We start from the raw sequence: 18,352 nt of genomic DNA on the forward strand, positions 1-18,352 counted from the left end.
TCGTTTTAGAATGTTGCACTCACGCCAAACTGCATACTGCGAGACGATGGCATGGTGCAGTTGTCATATCCTGACGCTGTGACCGAAGAGCCAAAAGCACTAACCTCTGGATCCAGTCCGCTGTAACCTGTCACGGTGAACAGGTTCGTAAACGTTGCATAGACACGCAGCTGCCTACATAGCTTATACCGGCGTAACAATGCAGGTGAAACATGGTAGGACAAAGTAAGCGTTTTTAGTCTTAGATAAGAGTTGTTCTCCAAAAAGCGATCAGAAGTAACGGCAGTGGTGTAGTCGTAAGCTCCGATAATAGAGGCATTGTTGAGCTTTGGAATATCGGTTACCTGCCCTGGCACCTGCCAAAGGTTCATCATCTCCTTGGACAAGTTGGTGGCGTTCTGGGTGTAGGTAAGCATCGTAGCTCGAGTGGCGTTAATCATGTGGCTACCCAACGCGTAGTTAAAGAAGATATCAAGCTCAAAATTACGATACGTTAGCGAGTTGCTAATCGATCCATAAACCGTTGGCAAAGCCGTTCCACAAACAAATTTGTTGAGTTGCGATGTTTCGTTATTGGCTGCTGGTGGTACCGTAGATTGGGTTCCGTCAGCGTAAGTCCAGAGAGGATCTCCAGTATTTGGATCCACGCCTGCCCATCGATGCAGGTACCACTGGGCTGCCGCCTTTCCCTCTTGATAATACTTAAAAGAGCTGTTCAGCTGGTCAAGCTGATTGCCTTCGAAGTTTAATTTAAGTATTTTATTCGTTGTCGTGGAGACATTGAGTACCGTTTGCCAACCAAAATTCTTGCCAACAACATTCTCACTAATGATTTGAAGGTCAAGCCCAGAATTCATCATGTCGGCAATGTTTTGATTTTCTTTTTTATATCCCGTGTATAAAGGGAGGTTAGAAGGGAAGAGCATGTTGGTAGTCTTCTTGTAATAATAGTCCAACGTGAGCTTGAGACGACTTTTGAATGCCTCTAAGTCAAGACCTCCATTCCAAGTCAAGGTATGTTCCCAGTTGAGGTTATCATTGCCAGGTTGCGACATTTGCAGATAGTTGCGGTCGCCATAGTTGACGGCAGAATTGAGTTTATAGGTTGCTTGGGCACCATAGTAACTATTGTTGCCGTCTTTGCTTGACACACCAAACGATGCGCGCAGTTTGGCTTGGTTAATAAAAGGCAGTGCCTTACGAAAGAAGCGCTCGTTTGACATACGCCATCCGGCACTCACTGACGGTGTTCCTAAGTAACGGTGTGAACGATTAAATCGAGAAGACCCATCTATACGATAGGTCAAGCCCAACATGTATTTCATTCGATACTGATAGTTCAATCGCGCAAAGGCAGAGAATAGAGCCGACTGTTGCGAATAGGCACTGATGACACGTTTGGATCGGGCAGCGCCAACTCCAACCAAATCAGGACTAAAGAAATCATCTCCTGCCACAGCGTTCAAACGTTCACGAGTGTACTCATAACTCTGTCCTACAATGCCTTGCATGAAGTGATCGCCAAACACCTTGTTGACATTCAGCGTATTGGTCACCACATATTTCGTGTTGAGTGTGGTGGTTTCTTGTGCTTGATTTCCAGCGACGCCCTTGACATGGTCGGGTAAAGCTCCTTTCCTAATGGACGAAAAAGAATTGTATAAATCTGTTCCAATCTCTGAACGGAGTATCAACCAACTCATGGGATGCCACTCAAGATATGCGTTTCCGATAGTTCGGGTGTCCTCGCTGCCTTCGTCATTGATATAAGCCTGCGCCACAGGGTTGTAGGTCTCGGGGTCACCTTTACTGTTAGGTGCATATCCGTAATAATACGATCCGTCTTCGTCATATATAGGAAGGTTGGGTGCTTTCTTAATCGCTGATGCAAAGATTTCAGGAGCTTGCAAGGCGTTGTTGTCCAAACGGGAAATAGAAACGTTGACGCCAAGATCGAGTTTTGAACTGATTGCAGTAGTAAGGTTCAGTCGTGCTGAATAACGTTTCATGTTGTTATTGATGACATACGAGTCGTTATCTGACGCTGCCAAGCTCAAGAAATAAACCGTCTTTTGAGTTCCACCAGAGAACGAAGCGGAGATGTTGTGGCTCACTGCCGTTCGTGTAACCGCATCAATCCAATCGGTGTCATAGAGTTCAGGGAAGTTCATCCCATTAAAATATTGTGAATAGATTTGCGCATACTGCTTTCCGTTGAGCAATTTGAGCTTGCCCAAGGGATTGTCCACACCCAGAGTGTAGTTAACCGTAACACGAGGACGAGCCTTACTACCCTTCTTGGTAGTGATAAGTACTACTCCAGAGGCGCCACGCGAACCATATATAGCAGTGGCAAAAGCATCCTTTAGAATTTCGATACTCTCAATATCATCAGGGTTGAGCGTAGCAAGTGGATTCTTTTCGAACGAATATTTTAGGTCAGTGTTATATTGTAAGGACCCGCCACCAGTTTGCATACCCATCATGGAGGCAGCAGGTATCGCTCCTCCAGATACATCGGTGGAGTTGGCAGAACGGTCTGTACCGTAGATAGGCACACCATCGATGACATAAAGGGGGTTGTTGTCTCCGATGATGGAGCTTAAACCACGAATGGTCAAGACGTTAGCAGAGCCCAAAGCACCCGACGATGTGGTCATGAAAACACCTGGAGCCTTGCCTTGCAACATCTGGTCCACAGACCGAAAGGAGACATTGTCATCGAGCTTTACCGATGCCACCGAACCCGTGAGGTCACGACGCTCTTGCTTGCTATAACCAGTCACAACAAGGTCGGCAAGTACAATATCTTTGCTTTCGTGGAGCATGATATCCATGCGATTCGACTTTCCAACGATTCGCTGCTCTTTGTCAAACCCAATAATGCTGAACGATAATGTATCTCCGACAGAGGCAATAATATTGTACGCTCCCGTTTGGTTGGTAGTTGTATGCACATTCGTGTGTTTGACAACGACCGAAACCCATTCTATAGGGTTACCATTACGATCTACCACGTTGCCGGTGATGGGCTTTTGTTGAGCGCGAATCGACACGCATGATAGAAAGATTAGAAAAAGAATGAAAAGAACTTTTTTCATAGTGCTAAAAAAGAAAGCTTCTCCTATGCACTCGGTGGCAACGGAAGAAGCTTTGTTATTTTTATATTGTTACTTCATTGCCGCATTCCAAGTAGTATTAGACCACTTAAACGGCTGCTGTGGAAACGCATAATTGCCTGTAGACACACTTTCGTAGCCGCCAAAGAACCAAGCTCCTTGTCCTGCCACAACACCCGCAGCGTAACGTACTCCTGTGAAACCTTCTGCGCTCACCTCTGTCCAGTGTATGCAGTCGGTAGAACGATAAACCTTGGTATTCAACACACGTGTCTTGTCTTCCTTGAAAATCTCACCACCCATGATATAAACAACATTGTCTGTAGCTACAACAGTAGCTTGGTAAAGATTGCTGAATCCTTCCACATTTTCAGCCTCTTCCTTCCACACTTTACCATCGGTAGATGAGTAAACAGCATTATTCATGGATTTTGCATCTATAAAATTTTTAAAGCCACCTACGATATAAAGCTTTCCCTTGAAAGAGAAGAAGTTTGCACCAATGGATGGCAAGTAAATAGATTTACCTTGGTCATCAAGTGTAGAGATGACTTTCCATTCATGACCATTAGAAGACTCAAGCATATTGTTGGCTGCCTGTGCCATGCCCATGAACATGGTAAAACCTCCATGTTGGAAAATCTTACCATTCAATATAGCATAGCTACAATATGGGTTGTTATACAGCCAGGTATTTTTCGCTTCAACCGCTTTTCCTTTGTCCTCCACTTTCAACTTTTCAGCCAGCGATTCAAAGTTTGTACCATCGCTGGTGACATATCCACGCCACACCTTGATAACAGGAGCAGGTCCCATCCATCCGTCCTCAATCTCGGCTGGAACTCCATATTTATCTGCACCCAACGTACGAATGCCACCTAACACATAGAGTTTGTCGTTAAAAACAACCAATCGTGCTCCTTCTCCGCCAATGACGTCTTGTTTGGGCGATACCGCATAGTTTACTTCTTGCCAATCAATACCATTGATAGAACTGAAGAGTTGATAATGTTCTTCACCCTCACCTTTCTTTTCTCCAGTAGCTTTGGCACTGACAACGAGCGCATAGAACTTTCCCTTAAAGGAAACTACGTCTTGCCAAACGGCACCATTTACAGTGCCTGGCATTGCACTTGACTTTTTGACAAGACCCTCTTTCAGATTTTTGGCACGTACCACATTCAACTTATATGTCACAGTCTTCCCTGATGAGCCTTTGACTTGCAAAGTCACAGGATTGTTGGCATTCACCGTTACACCATCGGCACCAACTTCCTTACCATTGTAGCTAACTGTGGTCTCGAGCGTAGGAGTCACCTTTAAGACCGCTTCGGACAGAGCAGTCTCCGTCACATCCCAAGCCAAACTGTCGTTGGTGTTTTCTATCGTAGCGTTATCTTTTGGCACCAACTTATATGACACCGTACTACCCATAGGTGTGATAGTACCCGATACAATACCAACTGCCTGTTCTTTTGTGTCTTCATCATCTGAACAAGCGGTAAATGCTGCAACTACGGTAGCAAGCAATATAAAAACAGAATACTTCAATTTCATAGTCAAAACCTTTTAAATTAATACAACACAACTATCTTAAACGCTAAATCTTTCTTTCTTCGAACAGCTCGAACCTGTCCATCCACCCGCTGTCACGGGTGAATGGCTTTAGGTTTGTTTACATGGACATGGCACCCATGCTAATGCTGGTGCCTTTCTCTTCAGCTGGAGCTTTTCCAGCTAACACATCTTCTACACCTTTCCTTATTTCGTCACCACGAACATGTTTTCTGTAAATGCGTCCGTCTTTATCAATAATCAGGATAAATGGAATGCCAGAGAATTGGTAGAGATCCATTACCTCTTTTCCTCCATCAGACACCCAGCCTTGATGCCAAGGCATGCCTTCTTCACTCATGGCTTTCACCCATGCGTCACGCTTTGCATCAATTGAAACGCTCATAAACTCAACACCTTTATCTTTGAAATCGGCATATATTTTCTTGAGATTAGGTATTTCCTGGCGACAAGGTCCACACCAACTGGCCCAAAAGTCGAGTACAAGCACCTTACCCTTAAAGTTAGCAGGGCGAAGTGTCTTACCTTTTGGCGATTTGCATTCAAAAGCAGGCATGGGTGCACCAACCTTAACACGCTCAATGCGTATCTTCTCTTCTACCTTGTCTTTGTGGAATTGCGCAACCAACTCGTTGGCTTGTGGTGACACGGTAGCCAATCGTGCCAGTGCATCATCAATGAGCTTTTTGTCTTTTTCATAATCCAATTGCTCAATAGCCACCATCACACTTGGGCGGTCAGCGTAATGCTCCACATAATAGCGACACCGTGCGTCATAATCATCGCCCATGAAATCATAAAGCGCATTGGTCAACGATTTTTGGTTCTTCTCATCGGCAAACTTCGTAACATAAGTTTTTTGTGAATAGACAATCATCGACTGATAATTACGGTAAGCGTCAAAATTCAACAAGTTCATTAACTCGTTATTTTTACCACCTTTTATATATACGAATGGAGGATTTTTAATTTTAATGGCTGCCGTGTCAACTCCACGAAAATCAATATCCATGTCCTCGTCCTGCAACCACACATTCACAGCTTGCCAGCCGCCACAATCAACCATAGCCTCACCTATCTTATCAGCTGGCACTGATAGGGTATAATTATGGGTAGTTGGATCTACAGTGGTTTCAGCCAACAACTGCTTCAATGTACCCGAGAAGCGATACACACCCACTTTGAAATCGTTCTCAATGAATTTTACATTTCCTTTAATGGTAACAGTGCGTTGACCAAAGGCAAACATGGGAAACAGCAACAAGGCTGCCACCGACATAACACAACAATTCTTCAACAAGTTTTTCATTTATTTACAATAATAATTGGTTATAATTAGATTGTTAGTAAACATTTTGTCCACTAAATATGACGAAATGTAAGCAAAAAGAACAAGATACACAATATTTTATAACTAAATCACCATATATTTTGTTATTATTACGGTTCGTTCACATTTATTTAATAAACTGAAAGCGTTTTCTTTGTTATTAGTGTCCACTAAAAATAGACGAGTTAAAAATTAAATAAATTAGGTTCGCCTGAACCGTTTCTGTCTTTGTTATTTTGGAATATAGATTTGTCGAAGAGATCTTTGAGATGCGTTGTGCAGTGAGTAACATGCTGACGCTTAGCTATTTTTAGTGGACAGCAATGATATAGCTTTATAGAATATTTTGCCAAATGACTTACATATCATTTGTAGACAAGCAATTCCACATAACATTGAATCTGATTGATAAACAATTGGATACCTCATATAATAACTATCTCATCAAGATTATTCTTACATTCTGTTTTTCTGTGCTTGCCCTGCACCTGTACCTTTATACTTACTGGCTGTTGTATTGAAACGATAACGTATAGTTAGTGTTACGGAACTTGAAGAGTAGCCGTCGTAATACGTTGACCGCTGTGAACCAGAATAGAAAATGCGATGTTCGTCAGCAGTCCCAAACAGGTCGTTTACATAGAGTTGCAGTGTAAGGCGGTCATGCAGAAAAGACTTATATAAGGATATATCGGTATTAAAATATCCTCTACGAACAAACTTATTTCCCATATTCCCCTCTGTTTGTCCAGACAGTATTATAGAAGCCGTCATCCACTTTGTATCAAACGTATTAGTCAGTTGGAAAGTTGCAACAGGATTATTTAGATTCTTTGTTCCATTCGTATCCATGTGATACCACTGCTTGAATAACATCATTTCGAGTGAAGGATTCCATATCCCAAACTTAGGACTTAATGCTAATGAAACTTGCATATTATTATATGATGGCGTATTTTCCGGGCGTGCCAATGCGGTTTGAGGATTATCTTTATACGTCTTTACCAGCGTGCAGATTTCATCCGATATGTGTGTGAACATAGCCGACAGGTTGAGCCATTTCCACGAAAGGGCATAACTTAAATTTTTACTGATGGATGGGACAAGGAAAGGATTTCCGGATTCGTAGGTATAACGGTTGTCATATTGCACCCCATTGCGAAGTTCATAATATGAAGGACGGTAAATATCAGTAGCATACGTTAGTTGCATCTGTGTTTTTCCAACTGGCAAAGAGAGTGCCAAAGAGGGAAAGAAATTACCATACGTCTTACTTTGATTTGCTACATACATATTGTGATCGTAATAGTTGAAGTTGATGTATTCATACCGTAGCCCTGCCTGTACGTTCAGTTTACCAAAAGTTTTGCTATAATCGACAAATACAGAGGTCATATTCTCTTTTATCCGACTGTCCTCATCGTTTACCACATCTTGCGGCAATACAGTATAAGATTCTTTCCGGTTGGATGCAGAGAACTCGCTTCCAAACGAGAGATTGCCAGACATGAAAGGTACCGAAAGTACCAACTTTGAAGCAAGCAGACGATTATATGTCCGCCGATCAGAATTAATTTTCTGCACTTTTTCCTGTACTCCTACCTCATTAATCTTCTCGGTATTATTCATCTGTTCGTTTATCCCAGAACAATAATAATCAGTATTAAAATCAATATTCATTTTTCCTATTTTCCCGACATAATAAACATTGGACAACAATGTTTTTGAATTGCTAGGATACTCGAAATATGACAGCGACTGTTCTGTCTGAACATTATTGCGCATAGACAGTCCTTTAATATCTCCAATGCCCAAATCTTTGGCATGTCGGTCATAACTGATGCTTGCCCCAATAGAGTTATCAGCATTTAACGAGTAACTTGTAGCCAGCCGTACATAAGGATTGACATTGGTGTATTCTTGAGAAATAGCAGAATTCTGTTCCCAAATATCGTCAAGATAGGTCATCTGATGAATTTGCTTGTCATCTTGCTTATGCCTATAGGCCCCATAGAGATGAATGTTCGTGTCCCATCTTCCCTTTCGGTAATTCAGCCGCAGACTTTCAACCCAACTCATTCGCTTCTGCTCATTCACTTCCGAGTTAGTCTTACTGTCAATGCTGAATCCTTCGCCGACAGCCTTCTTTGTAGTGATACGTATCACGCTTTTCACATTTGCGTTATAGCGTGCTCCCGGATTGGTTATGACCTCTATATTCTTTATCTCGTCAGGCTGCAAGCGTTCCAATTCCATTCCATCGCGCATCTTTCTTCCGTTGATGTATATTTCAGGAGCTCCTCTTCCCAATACTTCGATATTCCCATTCCTTACCGATACATTCGGAATCAGGTCGAGCAGATGCTCCATTGACGGAGTTTTCTCCAATATGCTGCCTGCAACGGTAGTTATCATTCCCTCGTCTTTGAGTAATGTCTTGGGTAATTGGGATTTTACAATGACCTCTCCAAGCAAATGGGAGTCTTCTTCCATCGTTATGATAATGGATGATGCGTCATTACAGTTTATAAACTTCGTCTTATATCCGACAGACGAAACTTTCAAAAAACTTCCTTGAGAAAGCTTTTCTATTCGGAAAAAACCATCGATATCACTTGATGTTCCTCCAAGAAACGTAGAATCTTTTGCTGATAGTACTACAATGTTTGCAAATGAGACAGGATTCTGTTTTTCGTCCACGACTTTTCCTGTAACACTTTGCGCCATTGTCTGCAAACTTATTAACATTAATAAAATAGTAATCAAATTTTTCATAAGAGATATTTCTAAGATGTTTTTAATCAGATTCTTATAACTTCTAACATTACACATACTGACAGTTATGTTTGCTTTATAATCTTCTCGATTTGATTATTTCTGTTGCAAAAATATTTATATCTCCAAATTATATCGTTACACTTTTGTGTAATTTTTCTTTTCTATTTTGCTTTTTACACTTTTGTGTAATCTTTTAGTGTCGTTTCGAAGAAAAAAAGTATTTTTGCCATAAGATTAAGTGAAGTACCTAATATGTTCGCCATATATGACAGACATTAAAGATTTCTTTATCGCATCGAATACCGTACGCAATGCACCGGACTATGACTCACATGTACTCTCTACATTGGTGCAAACCGTAGAGGCTTTTGCACGTGTGACTTATCAGAGTGTTTACTTGATAGATTATTACAGGCAGGAGTTTCTTTATGTGTCGGACAACCCTTTGTTTCTTTGTGGGCATACGGCAAAGGAGGTGAAGGAATTAGGGTACAGTTTTTACTTGGAACATGTGCCAGAGGAGGAACAGAAAATGCTTGTTGAGCTAAACAGCAGTGGGTTTAAGTTCTTTGACACTTTCGACAACGTTGATAAATACCAATGTTCTATGTCCTATCATTTTCATCTGAAGAGTGGGACGAGGAGCAAACTAATCAATCATCAGCTTACTCCTATACTATTAACCGATGAGGGCAAGACATGGATAGGAATGTGTGTCGTGTCTCTGTCTTCGCATAAAACAGCTGGGCATGTAGAGTTTCACAAGAATGGACAACAGAATTATTGGAAATACTCTTTCGAGGGACATCGGTGGAAGGAATGTGATGGTGTATCGCTTAAAGAAGAAGAGCTTGAAGTTCTCAGACTATCTGTGGCTGGTCTTACGATGACGGAAATTGCAGACAGGATGTGTCGCTCGTTAGACTCCATTAAATTCTACAAACGCCACGCCTTTGAAAAGTTAGGCGTGGCGAATATTTCAGAAGCTATTTCAAGGGCAACCTTAAACAAATTGTTCTGAAAAAAGAACTTCGCTTATTGCAAAAGTGAGGAGAAATAGAACTTTGGAAAATAGTTCACAGGTTTTCCTGTAGCAAGATTATACATTGCTGTTGTACATAGTCCCGCTGTAATCCATGATGCTATGGACAGTTGTGGAGGTGGGAGCATCTCACTTTCTTCCTTATATTGAGTAACGATTTTATCCAACCACTCTTTTGGCTGATTCCAAAAAGCTCCATGTCCGGTAACATATTCAGCCACCTTTAGTTCAAATCCCTTAAATCCGTCTGCCAATTCTGATATGGAATGTCCCAATGGGTCTGCAATTGTAACAAAACCTGCCCAACCAAAGTTGTATGGGTGCAGTACAGGAATTTTTCTTTCTTTGCATATTTCATCAAGGACGAATGGGGTTTTATCCTTGAAGTCCAAGGCATTGATAGCCACATCATGCCCATTCAATAATTTTTCAATGTTGTCTGCGGTCATAAACTCCGTGTGAAAGTCTATCTGTGCATTGGGATTAATGCTTTGCAAGCGTTCAGCCAAACACTCCGCTTTGTATCTACCAATGTCATTTTCCGTAAAGTTCTGCCTGTTAAGATTGCTTTCCTCCACCTTATCACCATCAACAATGGTGATATGTTCAAAACCAAATCTTAAAGCACATTCAGCGATTATACTGCCAATTCCTGCACCACCAAGAAAAATCTTATAATTCTTGATAATACTTTGTTCCCTTTCGCTCACGTAGAGCCTGTTTCTACTGTATCTTTGTTCCATAGTCAATAATTATTTTTCGCAAAAATAGAACCTACAAAATAAACATGCACTACACAAAAGTGTAATAATCGTTCAGGTCATTGGTTATTTTAGTTTTTATAACATATTCAGAAAACATGGAAGGCTCATTAATGCTGAATTTTCTTTACAAAGAGCCTCCCAAAACTCGCGTGAAAACAACCAACGGCAAAATGGGTCGCAAATACGCGAGAAATGAGTGAGGTTTGTAATTCTTTGTTATTAAACACGTTACGTTTACAACATCTCTTTTCTTTCCTATTTTTACCTTTTTTTGGCGGCTAAAGCATTGCTCTAAGCTTGTTATTTGCATGCTTTAATGCTGTTATGGTATGTGAATAACAGCCTTAAATGGTGTTTCCAAGGGCGTTAAGTCAATGTTCCAGCGTTGAGAGACGTTTATTTTGTTAAAATCAACGCATTTTTGCGGGTCGTTTGCCTATCATTTTTTTCTATTTCGCAAATTTTAGATGGCCGTTTTTTGGTAAAATGATAGGACAAAAACAGCAAATGACATTACCAAAAAAAATAAGAAAACGTCACCTTTCATCGAAGAGTCATGGTTGTTGAAACAAAAGAAGAAAAAAGATTGTTTTGCATCATAAACAACCTTTCTACAGTGGAAGAGCTGTGTTCATGCAATTAGTTTTTTATATTTTGTATGGTTGGTATCATTATTTTTATGTAAATTTGCAAAGTATGGATGCACAAATTTCAAACAATCAATGGAGCGAGAATATCATTCTCGTTGATGGTGATTATATCGATCAGGTTGCTTTTGACCTGATTGTGAACTTTGAGCGAATGATTGGACGGCGCATTCCTGCAGCCGACATCGCTCGATGGATTGATTGCATAGCCTTAGATGGCGGTATCAGAGAAGGAACACATGACACACAAGTGATTTTTGTGCATAGCAAGGAAAAGACTACACTGGAAAACTTTCAGCCAGGTAATTTTGAAAATGACTTGAACGGAAAGGCTTTCAAAGATCACTTAGGCGAGTTTATGTTAAGTTCGTTTCCTGTAGAAGATATTGTGCAGGATACCGACTTCTTTATGGACATCCTGCTCACCGTATGCCAGCATCCAAATGTCAAACGGATGATGATTATCCCCAACTGTGAACGAGAAGGGGTGTTCGACCTCATTCGTACAAGTCTGCGTAGCGTAGACGATGAGAATAAACGCATCACTGTTTTTGCTATGCAACCCTTAGTGGGAGGAAACTTCAGGCAAGAAATCTTGGGCTATTCGTTAATGAATGCCTTAGGGATTAAGAGCGAAGAAATAAAATAAAGTATAACAACCAACAGAAAGTGCCGATAAAGGCGTACCCTGCGAGGCACTCTCCTCCACAATGGAGGTGACGGGGATTCATGATTATGTCACGAGTTTTAATGATTGGCGCTGGTGGCGTCGCAACCGTAGCAGCATTTAAGATTTCACAGAATCCAGAAGTGTTTACAGAGTTGATGATAGCCAGCAGACGTAAAGAGAAATGCGATAAAATAGTAAAAGCTATTGGTAACCCAAACATCAAAACAGCCCAAGTAGATGCCGACGATGTGGAGCAACTAAAAGCTTTGATGAACGATTACCAACCAGAGTTGGTGATTAACTTGGCTTTGCCCTACCAAGATCTTACCATTATGGAAGCTTGCTTGGCATGCGGATGCAATTATCTTGACACGGCTAATTACGAACCCAAAGACGAGGCGCACTTTGAATACTCATGGCAATGGGCATACAAAGACAAGTTTGAAAAGGCAGGACTTACAGCCATTCTTGGGTGTGGTTTCGACCCGGGTGTGAGTGGTATCTTCACGGCTTACGCTGCCAAACACTATTTTGACGAGATACATTATTTGGACATTGTCGACTGTAATGCTGGCAATCACCATAAAGCTTTTGCCACTAATTTTAACCCTGAAATCAATATTCGAGAAATCACACAAAAGGGACTTTATTACAAAGATGGCAAATGGATTGAAACCGAACCTTTGGAAATCCATCAACCCATTACCTATCCTAACATCGGCCCACGTGAGAGCTATTTGATGCACCACGAAGAGTTGGAAAGCTTGGTGAAGAATTATCCTACCATTAAACAAGCTCGATTCTGGATGACCTTTGGTGAACAATACCTTAACTATTTGGATGTTATTCAAAATTTGGGTATGTCGCGCATCGATGAGATTGAATACGAGGCAGAATTGGCTGATGGCTCTGGCAAGAAAGTGAAGGTAAACATTGTTCCTCTACAATTCCTCAAAGCCGTATTGCCCAATCCACAAGACCTTGGCGAGAACTATGACGGTGAAACGAGCATCGGCTGTCGCATTCGTGGCATAAAAGACGGTAAAGAACTTTCCTATTACGTTTACAACAACTGCAAACACCAAGACGCCTACAAAGAAACGGGAATGCAAGGAGTGAGCTATACCACTGGTGTGCCTGCCATGATTGGTGCCATGATGTTTCTTAAAGGAATTTGGAAGAAACCTGGTGTTTGGAACGTTGAAGACTTCGACCCAGATCCTTTCATGGAACAACTGAACAAGCAAGGCTTGCCTTGGCACGAAGAGTTTGGCAAAGATTTGGAATTATAGTCATTTTGGCTGACAAGGTCAATAGGAATAATTAGACTAATTAGCTCAACAACGAAAAAAAATAAAGTAGAAAATATGGCAAAAGAAGAAACAAAATCACCAGCCACCAACGAAGGCAAGCTGAAAGCGCTACAGGCTGCGATGGCGAAGATAGAGAAGGACTTTGGCAAGGGTTCTATTATGCGAATGGGTGATGAACAAATAGAAGATGTTGAAGTGATACCAACAGGTAGCATTGCATTAGACTGCGCACTCGGTGTGGGTGGATATCCACGAGGACGCATCATTGAAATATATGGTCCAGAATCTTCGGGAAAAACAACACTGGCTATCCATGCTATTGCTGAGACACAAAAGGCTGGAGGCATTGCTGCCTTCATTGATGCCGAACACGCTTTCGACCGTTTTTATGCCGCAAAGTTAGGCGTAGATGTGGACAATCTATGGATTTCGCAACCCGACAACGGTGAGCAAGCTTTGGAAATAGCAGACCAGCTGATTCGCTCTTCAGCTATCGACATCTTGGTTATTGACTCTGTGGCAGCACTGACACCTAAGAAAGAGATTGACGGTGACATGGGCGACAGTAACGTAGGTTTGCAGGCTCGACTGATGAGTCAGGCACTTCGCAAACTCACCTCGAATATTAGCAAGACCAATACCACCTGTATCTTTATCAACCAGTTGCGAGAAAAAATTGGAGTCATGTTTGGCAGTCCAGAGACCACTACAGGTGGCAACGCATTAAAGTTCTATGCTTCTGTACGACTGGACATTAGAAAGGTGACCAGCCTGAAAGATGGCGACCAGGTTGTTGGTAATCAAGTGCGTGTGAAAGTGGTAAAAAACAAGGTAGCTCCTCCATTCCGCAAAGCAGAATTTGAGATTACCTTTGGTGAAGGAATCTCTAAAATCGGAGAAATTGTTGACCTGGGGGTAGAATATGACATTATCAAGAAAAGTGGTTCGTGGTATTCGTATCAAGACTCTAAATTGGCACAAGGACGCGATGCAACCAAAAAGTTACTGAAAGACAATCCTGAACTGTGTGAAGAATTGGAAGCACAAATCAAACAAGCTATTGCAGAAAAGACAGAATTATAAAAATTAAAAAAAGGATGACATATTCATCCATAAATAATAAATATTTTCTATCTTTGTAGCAACATATTCCTTAACCATAAGTCAAGGCTGGTGGTATCAGTCAAAGCTGGTTCTCATTAAGCATCAATGACTAAGAAATGGGACACATTATTCATTTAATCAACATAGTTATGAGGAAATTATTTTTAACAGCAGTCATCGCATTGCTTAGTATTGGCGCTTATGCGCAAGAGGGACAAGCCTACTTAGGTGGGCAACTGGCGTATCCAACAGACATCAAATCGTTAGGTATTGGTGTAAAAGGTGGCTATGGAATCACTGACGCTATCCGCACACAGGCAACATTCGACTACTACCTAAAAAAGAACAACGCTTCTTGGTGGGATCTCAATTTGGATGTACATTATCTCTTCTCACTTGGAGACAATATCAAGGTCTACCCTCTGGCAGGACTTACCTACCTACGCGGTTCTGTTGATGGCTTCACTCAAACAGTCAGCACGCCAGCTGGTAGTATCACAGTAGGAAGTAACGAATCATACAGTGACGGCAATCTTGGCGTAAACCTTGGTGGTGGTTTCCAATACGACCTCTCAGAAAAGTTTGCCCTCAATGCAGAGGTTAAATTCCAAATTATTAAAAACAACAATCAAGGCGTCATCTCTGCAGGTCTTGCCTATAAATTCTGATAAGACAGAGCAACTTGACCTTGTCAAGATACGAACTGCCTTAGCTGGCTAAGGTATTTCAAGCATTTAACCATATCACCCGCCATGAGGCGGAATGATATGGTTTTCTTATTGATTAATTTTATTAAAATATAATGTCAAGTACGAAAATAGACATCGCTTTTATAACTACAAAATAACAGTAACGTTTTTTGAAGATATCGTTGAGTGAAGTAAAATTGCAAAACTTTCTATTTGCCCCTTTGTATTCAACACAATAAATTCGTAATTTTGCAATACATCAATTGTGGTAATGATAAAACTAAGGGATGCCTTCTAACTTTGCCCTTTTCAAAAGAAATATATGATGAATGAGAATCAACCTGTCACCGAATTTGCGAGAACACTACAAAAAGACCTTTACAACTACCTGCTATCTCTGAACAAAGTGGACACCCACCTACCTGATGCACCTGACATTGAAGAGAAGTGGCTACAAATAGCCAACGCTTATATGCCCGATGCTGTACGTGAATTTAATAAATACCCTACCGTTGTTTTTGGTTGGATGATGTACATTGGCATGGCTGTAGCCAAATATTGGGATGAAGATTGGGAACTATATAATAAGGTGGAAAATTTGTATCTCTATTTGCGCAACCGCATCGACTTTGATCACATGGATGACTACATCCGTGAAAAGGTGTTGTGCTTAAACGCAGAACAAGCGCAAACACTACAGTCCGTTGTTGGTGAATGTGCTGCCCGCACCAACAACATTCTCCAACATTTTCCGATAACACATGGATCGGAAGATGCGTATCGTGCGGTAGTCACAGCCCTACACCAACTATATTCTTTGGGTGCTGCCATACAACTTAAGTCCATGGGCTACCACATGACAAAATTAGAATAACATAGGGGGCTCATTCCTTTTCCTTTGCTCTTTCCACGCATGACAATAAGAATGTCTAAATGACAGATTGGCATATTCCTTGTCAGTATGCACTTAAATATTGTTTTTGGCATGGCATTTGTTTTTATATGAGCGAAACGATGAAATATGTAATATTACATGTGAACTCGTAAACTTATAAACTTATCAACTCGTAAACTTATAAACTTATCAACTCGTAAACTAAAAAAACAATATAAATATGGGAAAGATTATTGGAATTGACTTAGGAACAACAAATTCATGTGTTGCTGTATTTGAAGGCAATGAGCCTGTGGTAATTGCTAATAGTGAAGGTAAGCGCACAACGCCTTCTGTGATTGGTTTTGTAAAAGATGGCGAGCGTAAGGTTGGTGACCCAGCTAAGCGTCAAGCTATCACCAATCCTATGAACACCGTTTACTCCATTAAACGTTTCATGGGTGAAACTTATGCACAGAGCCAAAAAGAAGCTGAGCGCGTACCCTTTAAGGTGGTAGACGAAAATGGCTATCCAAGAATAGACATTGATGGACGGAAATATACTCCACAAGAAATATCAGCCATGGTTCTTCAGAAAATGAAGAAAACCGCTGAAGACTACTTAGGACAAGAAGTTACTGATGCTGTGATTACCGTTCCAGCTTATTTCTCTGACTCACAACGTCAGGCAACCAAAGAGGCAGGAGAGATAGCAGGTCTTAAAGTTCAACGAATTGTCAATGAGCCTACGGCAGCAGCTTTGGCATACGGTGTTGACAAAGCCCACAAGGATATGAAAATCGCTGTTTTCGACCTTGGTGGTGGTACTTTTGATATCTCTATCTTGGAATTTGGCGGTGGTGTGTTTGAAGTACTTTCTACCAATGGTGACACACACTTAGGTGGTGACGACTTTGACCAAGTAATTATCGACTGGTTGGCAGACGGATTCAAAGCTGACGAAGGAATTGACTTGCGAAAAGATCCTATGGCTATGCAACGTTTGAAAGAGGCTGCAGAGAAGGCCAAGATTGAACTCTCAAGTACCACGACTACAGAAATTAACTTGCCCTATATCTCGGCAGAGGGAGGTGTGCCAAAACACTTAGTAAAGACGCTAACACGATCGCAGTTTGAGCAGTTGGCACATGACTTGATTCAGGCTTGCTTGGTTCCTTGCCAAAACGCTATTAAGGATGCTAAGTTATCCACATCAGATATCGATGAAGTGATTCTTGTAGGTGGTTCAAGCCGTATTCCTGCTGTTCAAACCTTAGTAAAGAATTACTTTGGTAAAGAGCCTTCAAAGGGAGTGAACCCTGATGAGGTAGTTGCTATTGGTGCCGCAATTCAAGGAGCTATCCTGAATAAAGAGAGTGGCGTTGGTGACATCGTATTGCTCGACGTAACTCCGCTAACGTTGGGTATTGAAACCATGGGCGGTGTAATGACCAAATTGATTGATGCCAATACAACCATTCCTACCAAGAAGAGCGAAACATTCTCTACCGCAGTAGACAACCAAACGGCTGTAACTATCCATGTATTACAAGGTGAACGTCCAATGGCATCACAAAACAAAAGCATTGGACAGTTTAATCTCGAAGGCATAGCTCCTGCTCGTCGTGGTGTTCCACAGATTGAAGTTACCTTCGACATCGATGCCAACGGTATCTTGAATGTATCGGCAAAAGACAAGGCTACAGGCAAGGAACAGAAGATTAGAATTGAGGCTTCAAGCGGTTTGAGTCAAGAAGAAATCGACCGCATGAAGGCTGAGGCAGAACAAAACGCTGCTGCTGACAAGGCTGAACGTGAGAAGGTGGACAAGCTGAATCAGGCAGACTCCATGATCTTCACCACAGAAAACTTCTTGAAGGACAACGGTGACAAGATTCCTGCCGATCAGAAGCCTAACATTGAAAGTGCTTTGCAACAGTTGAAAGACGCACACAAGAATGCCGATGTAGCAGCCATTGATACTGCCATCAATAACCTGAATACCGTTATGCAAGCTGCCAGTGCCCAAATGTATGGACAAGCAGGTGGCGCACAGCCAGGTGCAGGCGCAGGCTTTACTGGTGAACAGCAAGCAGGTGACGGTCAGCAAACCCAAGGTGGCTCTTCTGATGACACCGTACAGGACGCCGACTTCGAGGAAGTGAAATAAAAGTGCTAATAAACGCTAATCAAAAATAGGTAAATCCCAGTAACATAATAAGTTGCTGGGATTTTTATTTCTTAATAATGATTAAATCTTATCGTTTTTAATCGTTTTTTTGTGCTTATATTTGTACCATATTTGTGCCGCGACTTAATGGGAGATAAAGTGCGACTTAATTTAATGATAGATTAATAATCAAATAGATACAAATAGTATGGCAAGTGAAAAATTTCAGCAACATTGAAAGACCATTGTTTGATAACCATTGGCAAGCCATCTATTC

13 protein-coding genes are annotated in these 18,352 nt (G+C 41.4%); 7 read left to right on the forward strand and 6 right to left on the reverse strand.

What is annotated here, in order from left to right:
* Window positions 1-5: 5 nt before the first annotated feature.
* The 5 genes from HMPREF9304_RS04145 to HMPREF9304_RS04160 all read right to left on the reverse strand — a co-directional run bounded on the left by HMPREF9304_RS04145 (window position 6) and on the right by HMPREF9304_RS04160 (window position 8,751).
* A complete protein-coding gene (locus HMPREF9304_RS04145) occupies window positions 6-3,101 on the reverse strand; it encodes a SusC/RagA family TonB-linked outer membrane protein (protein WP_081953641.1) in 3,096 nt (1,031 codons plus the stop codon).
* Between the two features lie 69 nt (window positions 3,102-3,170).
* Window positions 3,171-4,676, reverse strand: coding sequence for a kelch repeat domain-containing protein (locus HMPREF9304_RS04150; RefSeq protein WP_036926724.1), 1,506 nt, complete (start codon window positions 4,674-4,676; stop codon window positions 3,171-3,173).
* A 118-nt stretch (window positions 4,677-4,794) separates the two neighbouring features.
* Window positions 4,795-5,991, reverse strand: coding sequence for a TlpA family protein disulfide reductase (locus HMPREF9304_RS13780; protein WP_197061635.1), 1,197 nt, complete (start codon window positions 5,989-5,991; stop codon window positions 4,795-4,797).
* A 333-nt stretch (window positions 5,992-6,324) separates the two neighbouring features.
* A complete protein-coding gene (locus tag HMPREF9304_RS15160; RefSeq protein WP_081953642.1) occupies window positions 6,325-6,453 on the reverse strand; it encodes a cysteine peptidase family C39 domain-containing protein in 129 nt (42 codons plus the stop codon).
* Between the two features lie 27 nt (window positions 6,454-6,480).
* Window positions 6,481-8,751 carry a TonB-dependent receptor domain-containing protein gene (locus HMPREF9304_RS04160; protein WP_231564463.1) on the reverse strand — a complete coding sequence of 757 codons (2,271 nt, stop codon included), beginning with the start codon at window positions 8,749-8,751 and terminating at the stop codon, window positions 6,481-6,483.
* A 316-nt stretch (window positions 8,752-9,067) separates the two neighbouring features.
* Between HMPREF9304_RS04160 and HMPREF9304_RS04165 the strand changes: the two genes are divergently transcribed.
* On the forward strand, window positions 9,068-9,823 hold the full coding sequence (locus HMPREF9304_RS04165) for a helix-turn-helix domain-containing protein (protein ID WP_036926727.1): 756 nt from the start codon (window positions 9,068-9,070) through the stop codon (window positions 9,821-9,823).
* A 14-nt stretch (window positions 9,824-9,837) separates the two neighbouring features.
* On the opposite strand, the gene HMPREF9304_RS04170 is transcribed toward HMPREF9304_RS04165, so the two are convergent.
* Window positions 9,838-10,587, reverse strand: a complete 750-nt coding sequence (locus tag HMPREF9304_RS04170; RefSeq protein ID WP_036926728.1) for a ThiF family adenylyltransferase — start codon at window positions 10,585-10,587, stop codon at window positions 9,838-9,840.
* A gap of 717 nt (window positions 10,588-11,304) precedes the next feature.
* Here HMPREF9304_RS04170 and HMPREF9304_RS04175 point away from each other — a divergent pair.
* From HMPREF9304_RS04175 to dnaK, 6 genes are all read left to right on the forward strand, one after another.
* On the forward strand, window positions 11,305-11,904 hold the full coding sequence (locus tag HMPREF9304_RS04175; RefSeq protein WP_036926778.1) for a DUF6621 family protein: 600 nt from the start codon (window positions 11,305-11,307) through the stop codon (window positions 11,902-11,904).
* A gap of 86 nt (window positions 11,905-11,990) precedes the next feature.
* Window positions 11,991-13,217, forward strand: a complete 1,227-nt coding sequence (locus HMPREF9304_RS04180; protein ID WP_036926780.1) for a saccharopine dehydrogenase family protein — start codon at window positions 11,991-11,993, stop codon at window positions 13,215-13,217.
* Window positions 13,218-13,292: 75 nt separating this feature from the next.
* Window positions 13,293-14,321 (forward strand): recombinase RecA, encoded by a 1,029-nt coding sequence (gene recA, locus HMPREF9304_RS04185; RefSeq protein WP_008123422.1) that lies wholly within the window; start codon window positions 13,293-13,295, stop codon window positions 14,319-14,321.
* 170 nt (window positions 14,322-14,491) lie between these two features.
* Window positions 14,492-15,010, forward strand: coding sequence for an outer membrane beta-barrel protein (locus tag HMPREF9304_RS04190; RefSeq protein WP_036926782.1), 519 nt, complete (start codon window positions 14,492-14,494; stop codon window positions 15,008-15,010).
* Between the two features lie 346 nt (window positions 15,011-15,356).
* Complete coding sequence (locus HMPREF9304_RS04195) at window positions 15,357-15,905, forward strand: hypothetical protein (protein WP_036926784.1); 549 nt, start codon at window positions 15,357-15,359, stop codon at window positions 15,903-15,905.
* 241 nt (window positions 15,906-16,146) lie between these two features.
* Window positions 16,147-18,075 (forward strand): molecular chaperone DnaK, encoded by a 1,929-nt coding sequence (gene dnaK, locus HMPREF9304_RS04200; RefSeq protein WP_036926730.1) that lies wholly within the window; start codon window positions 16,147-16,149, stop codon window positions 18,073-18,075.
* Window positions 18,076-18,352 lie beyond the last annotated feature (277 nt).

Source organism: Hoylesella timonensis S9-PR14, from assembly GCF_000762405.1.
Classification (GTDB): Bacteria; Bacteroidota; Bacteroidia; order Bacteroidales; family Bacteroidaceae; genus Prevotella; species Prevotella timonensis_A.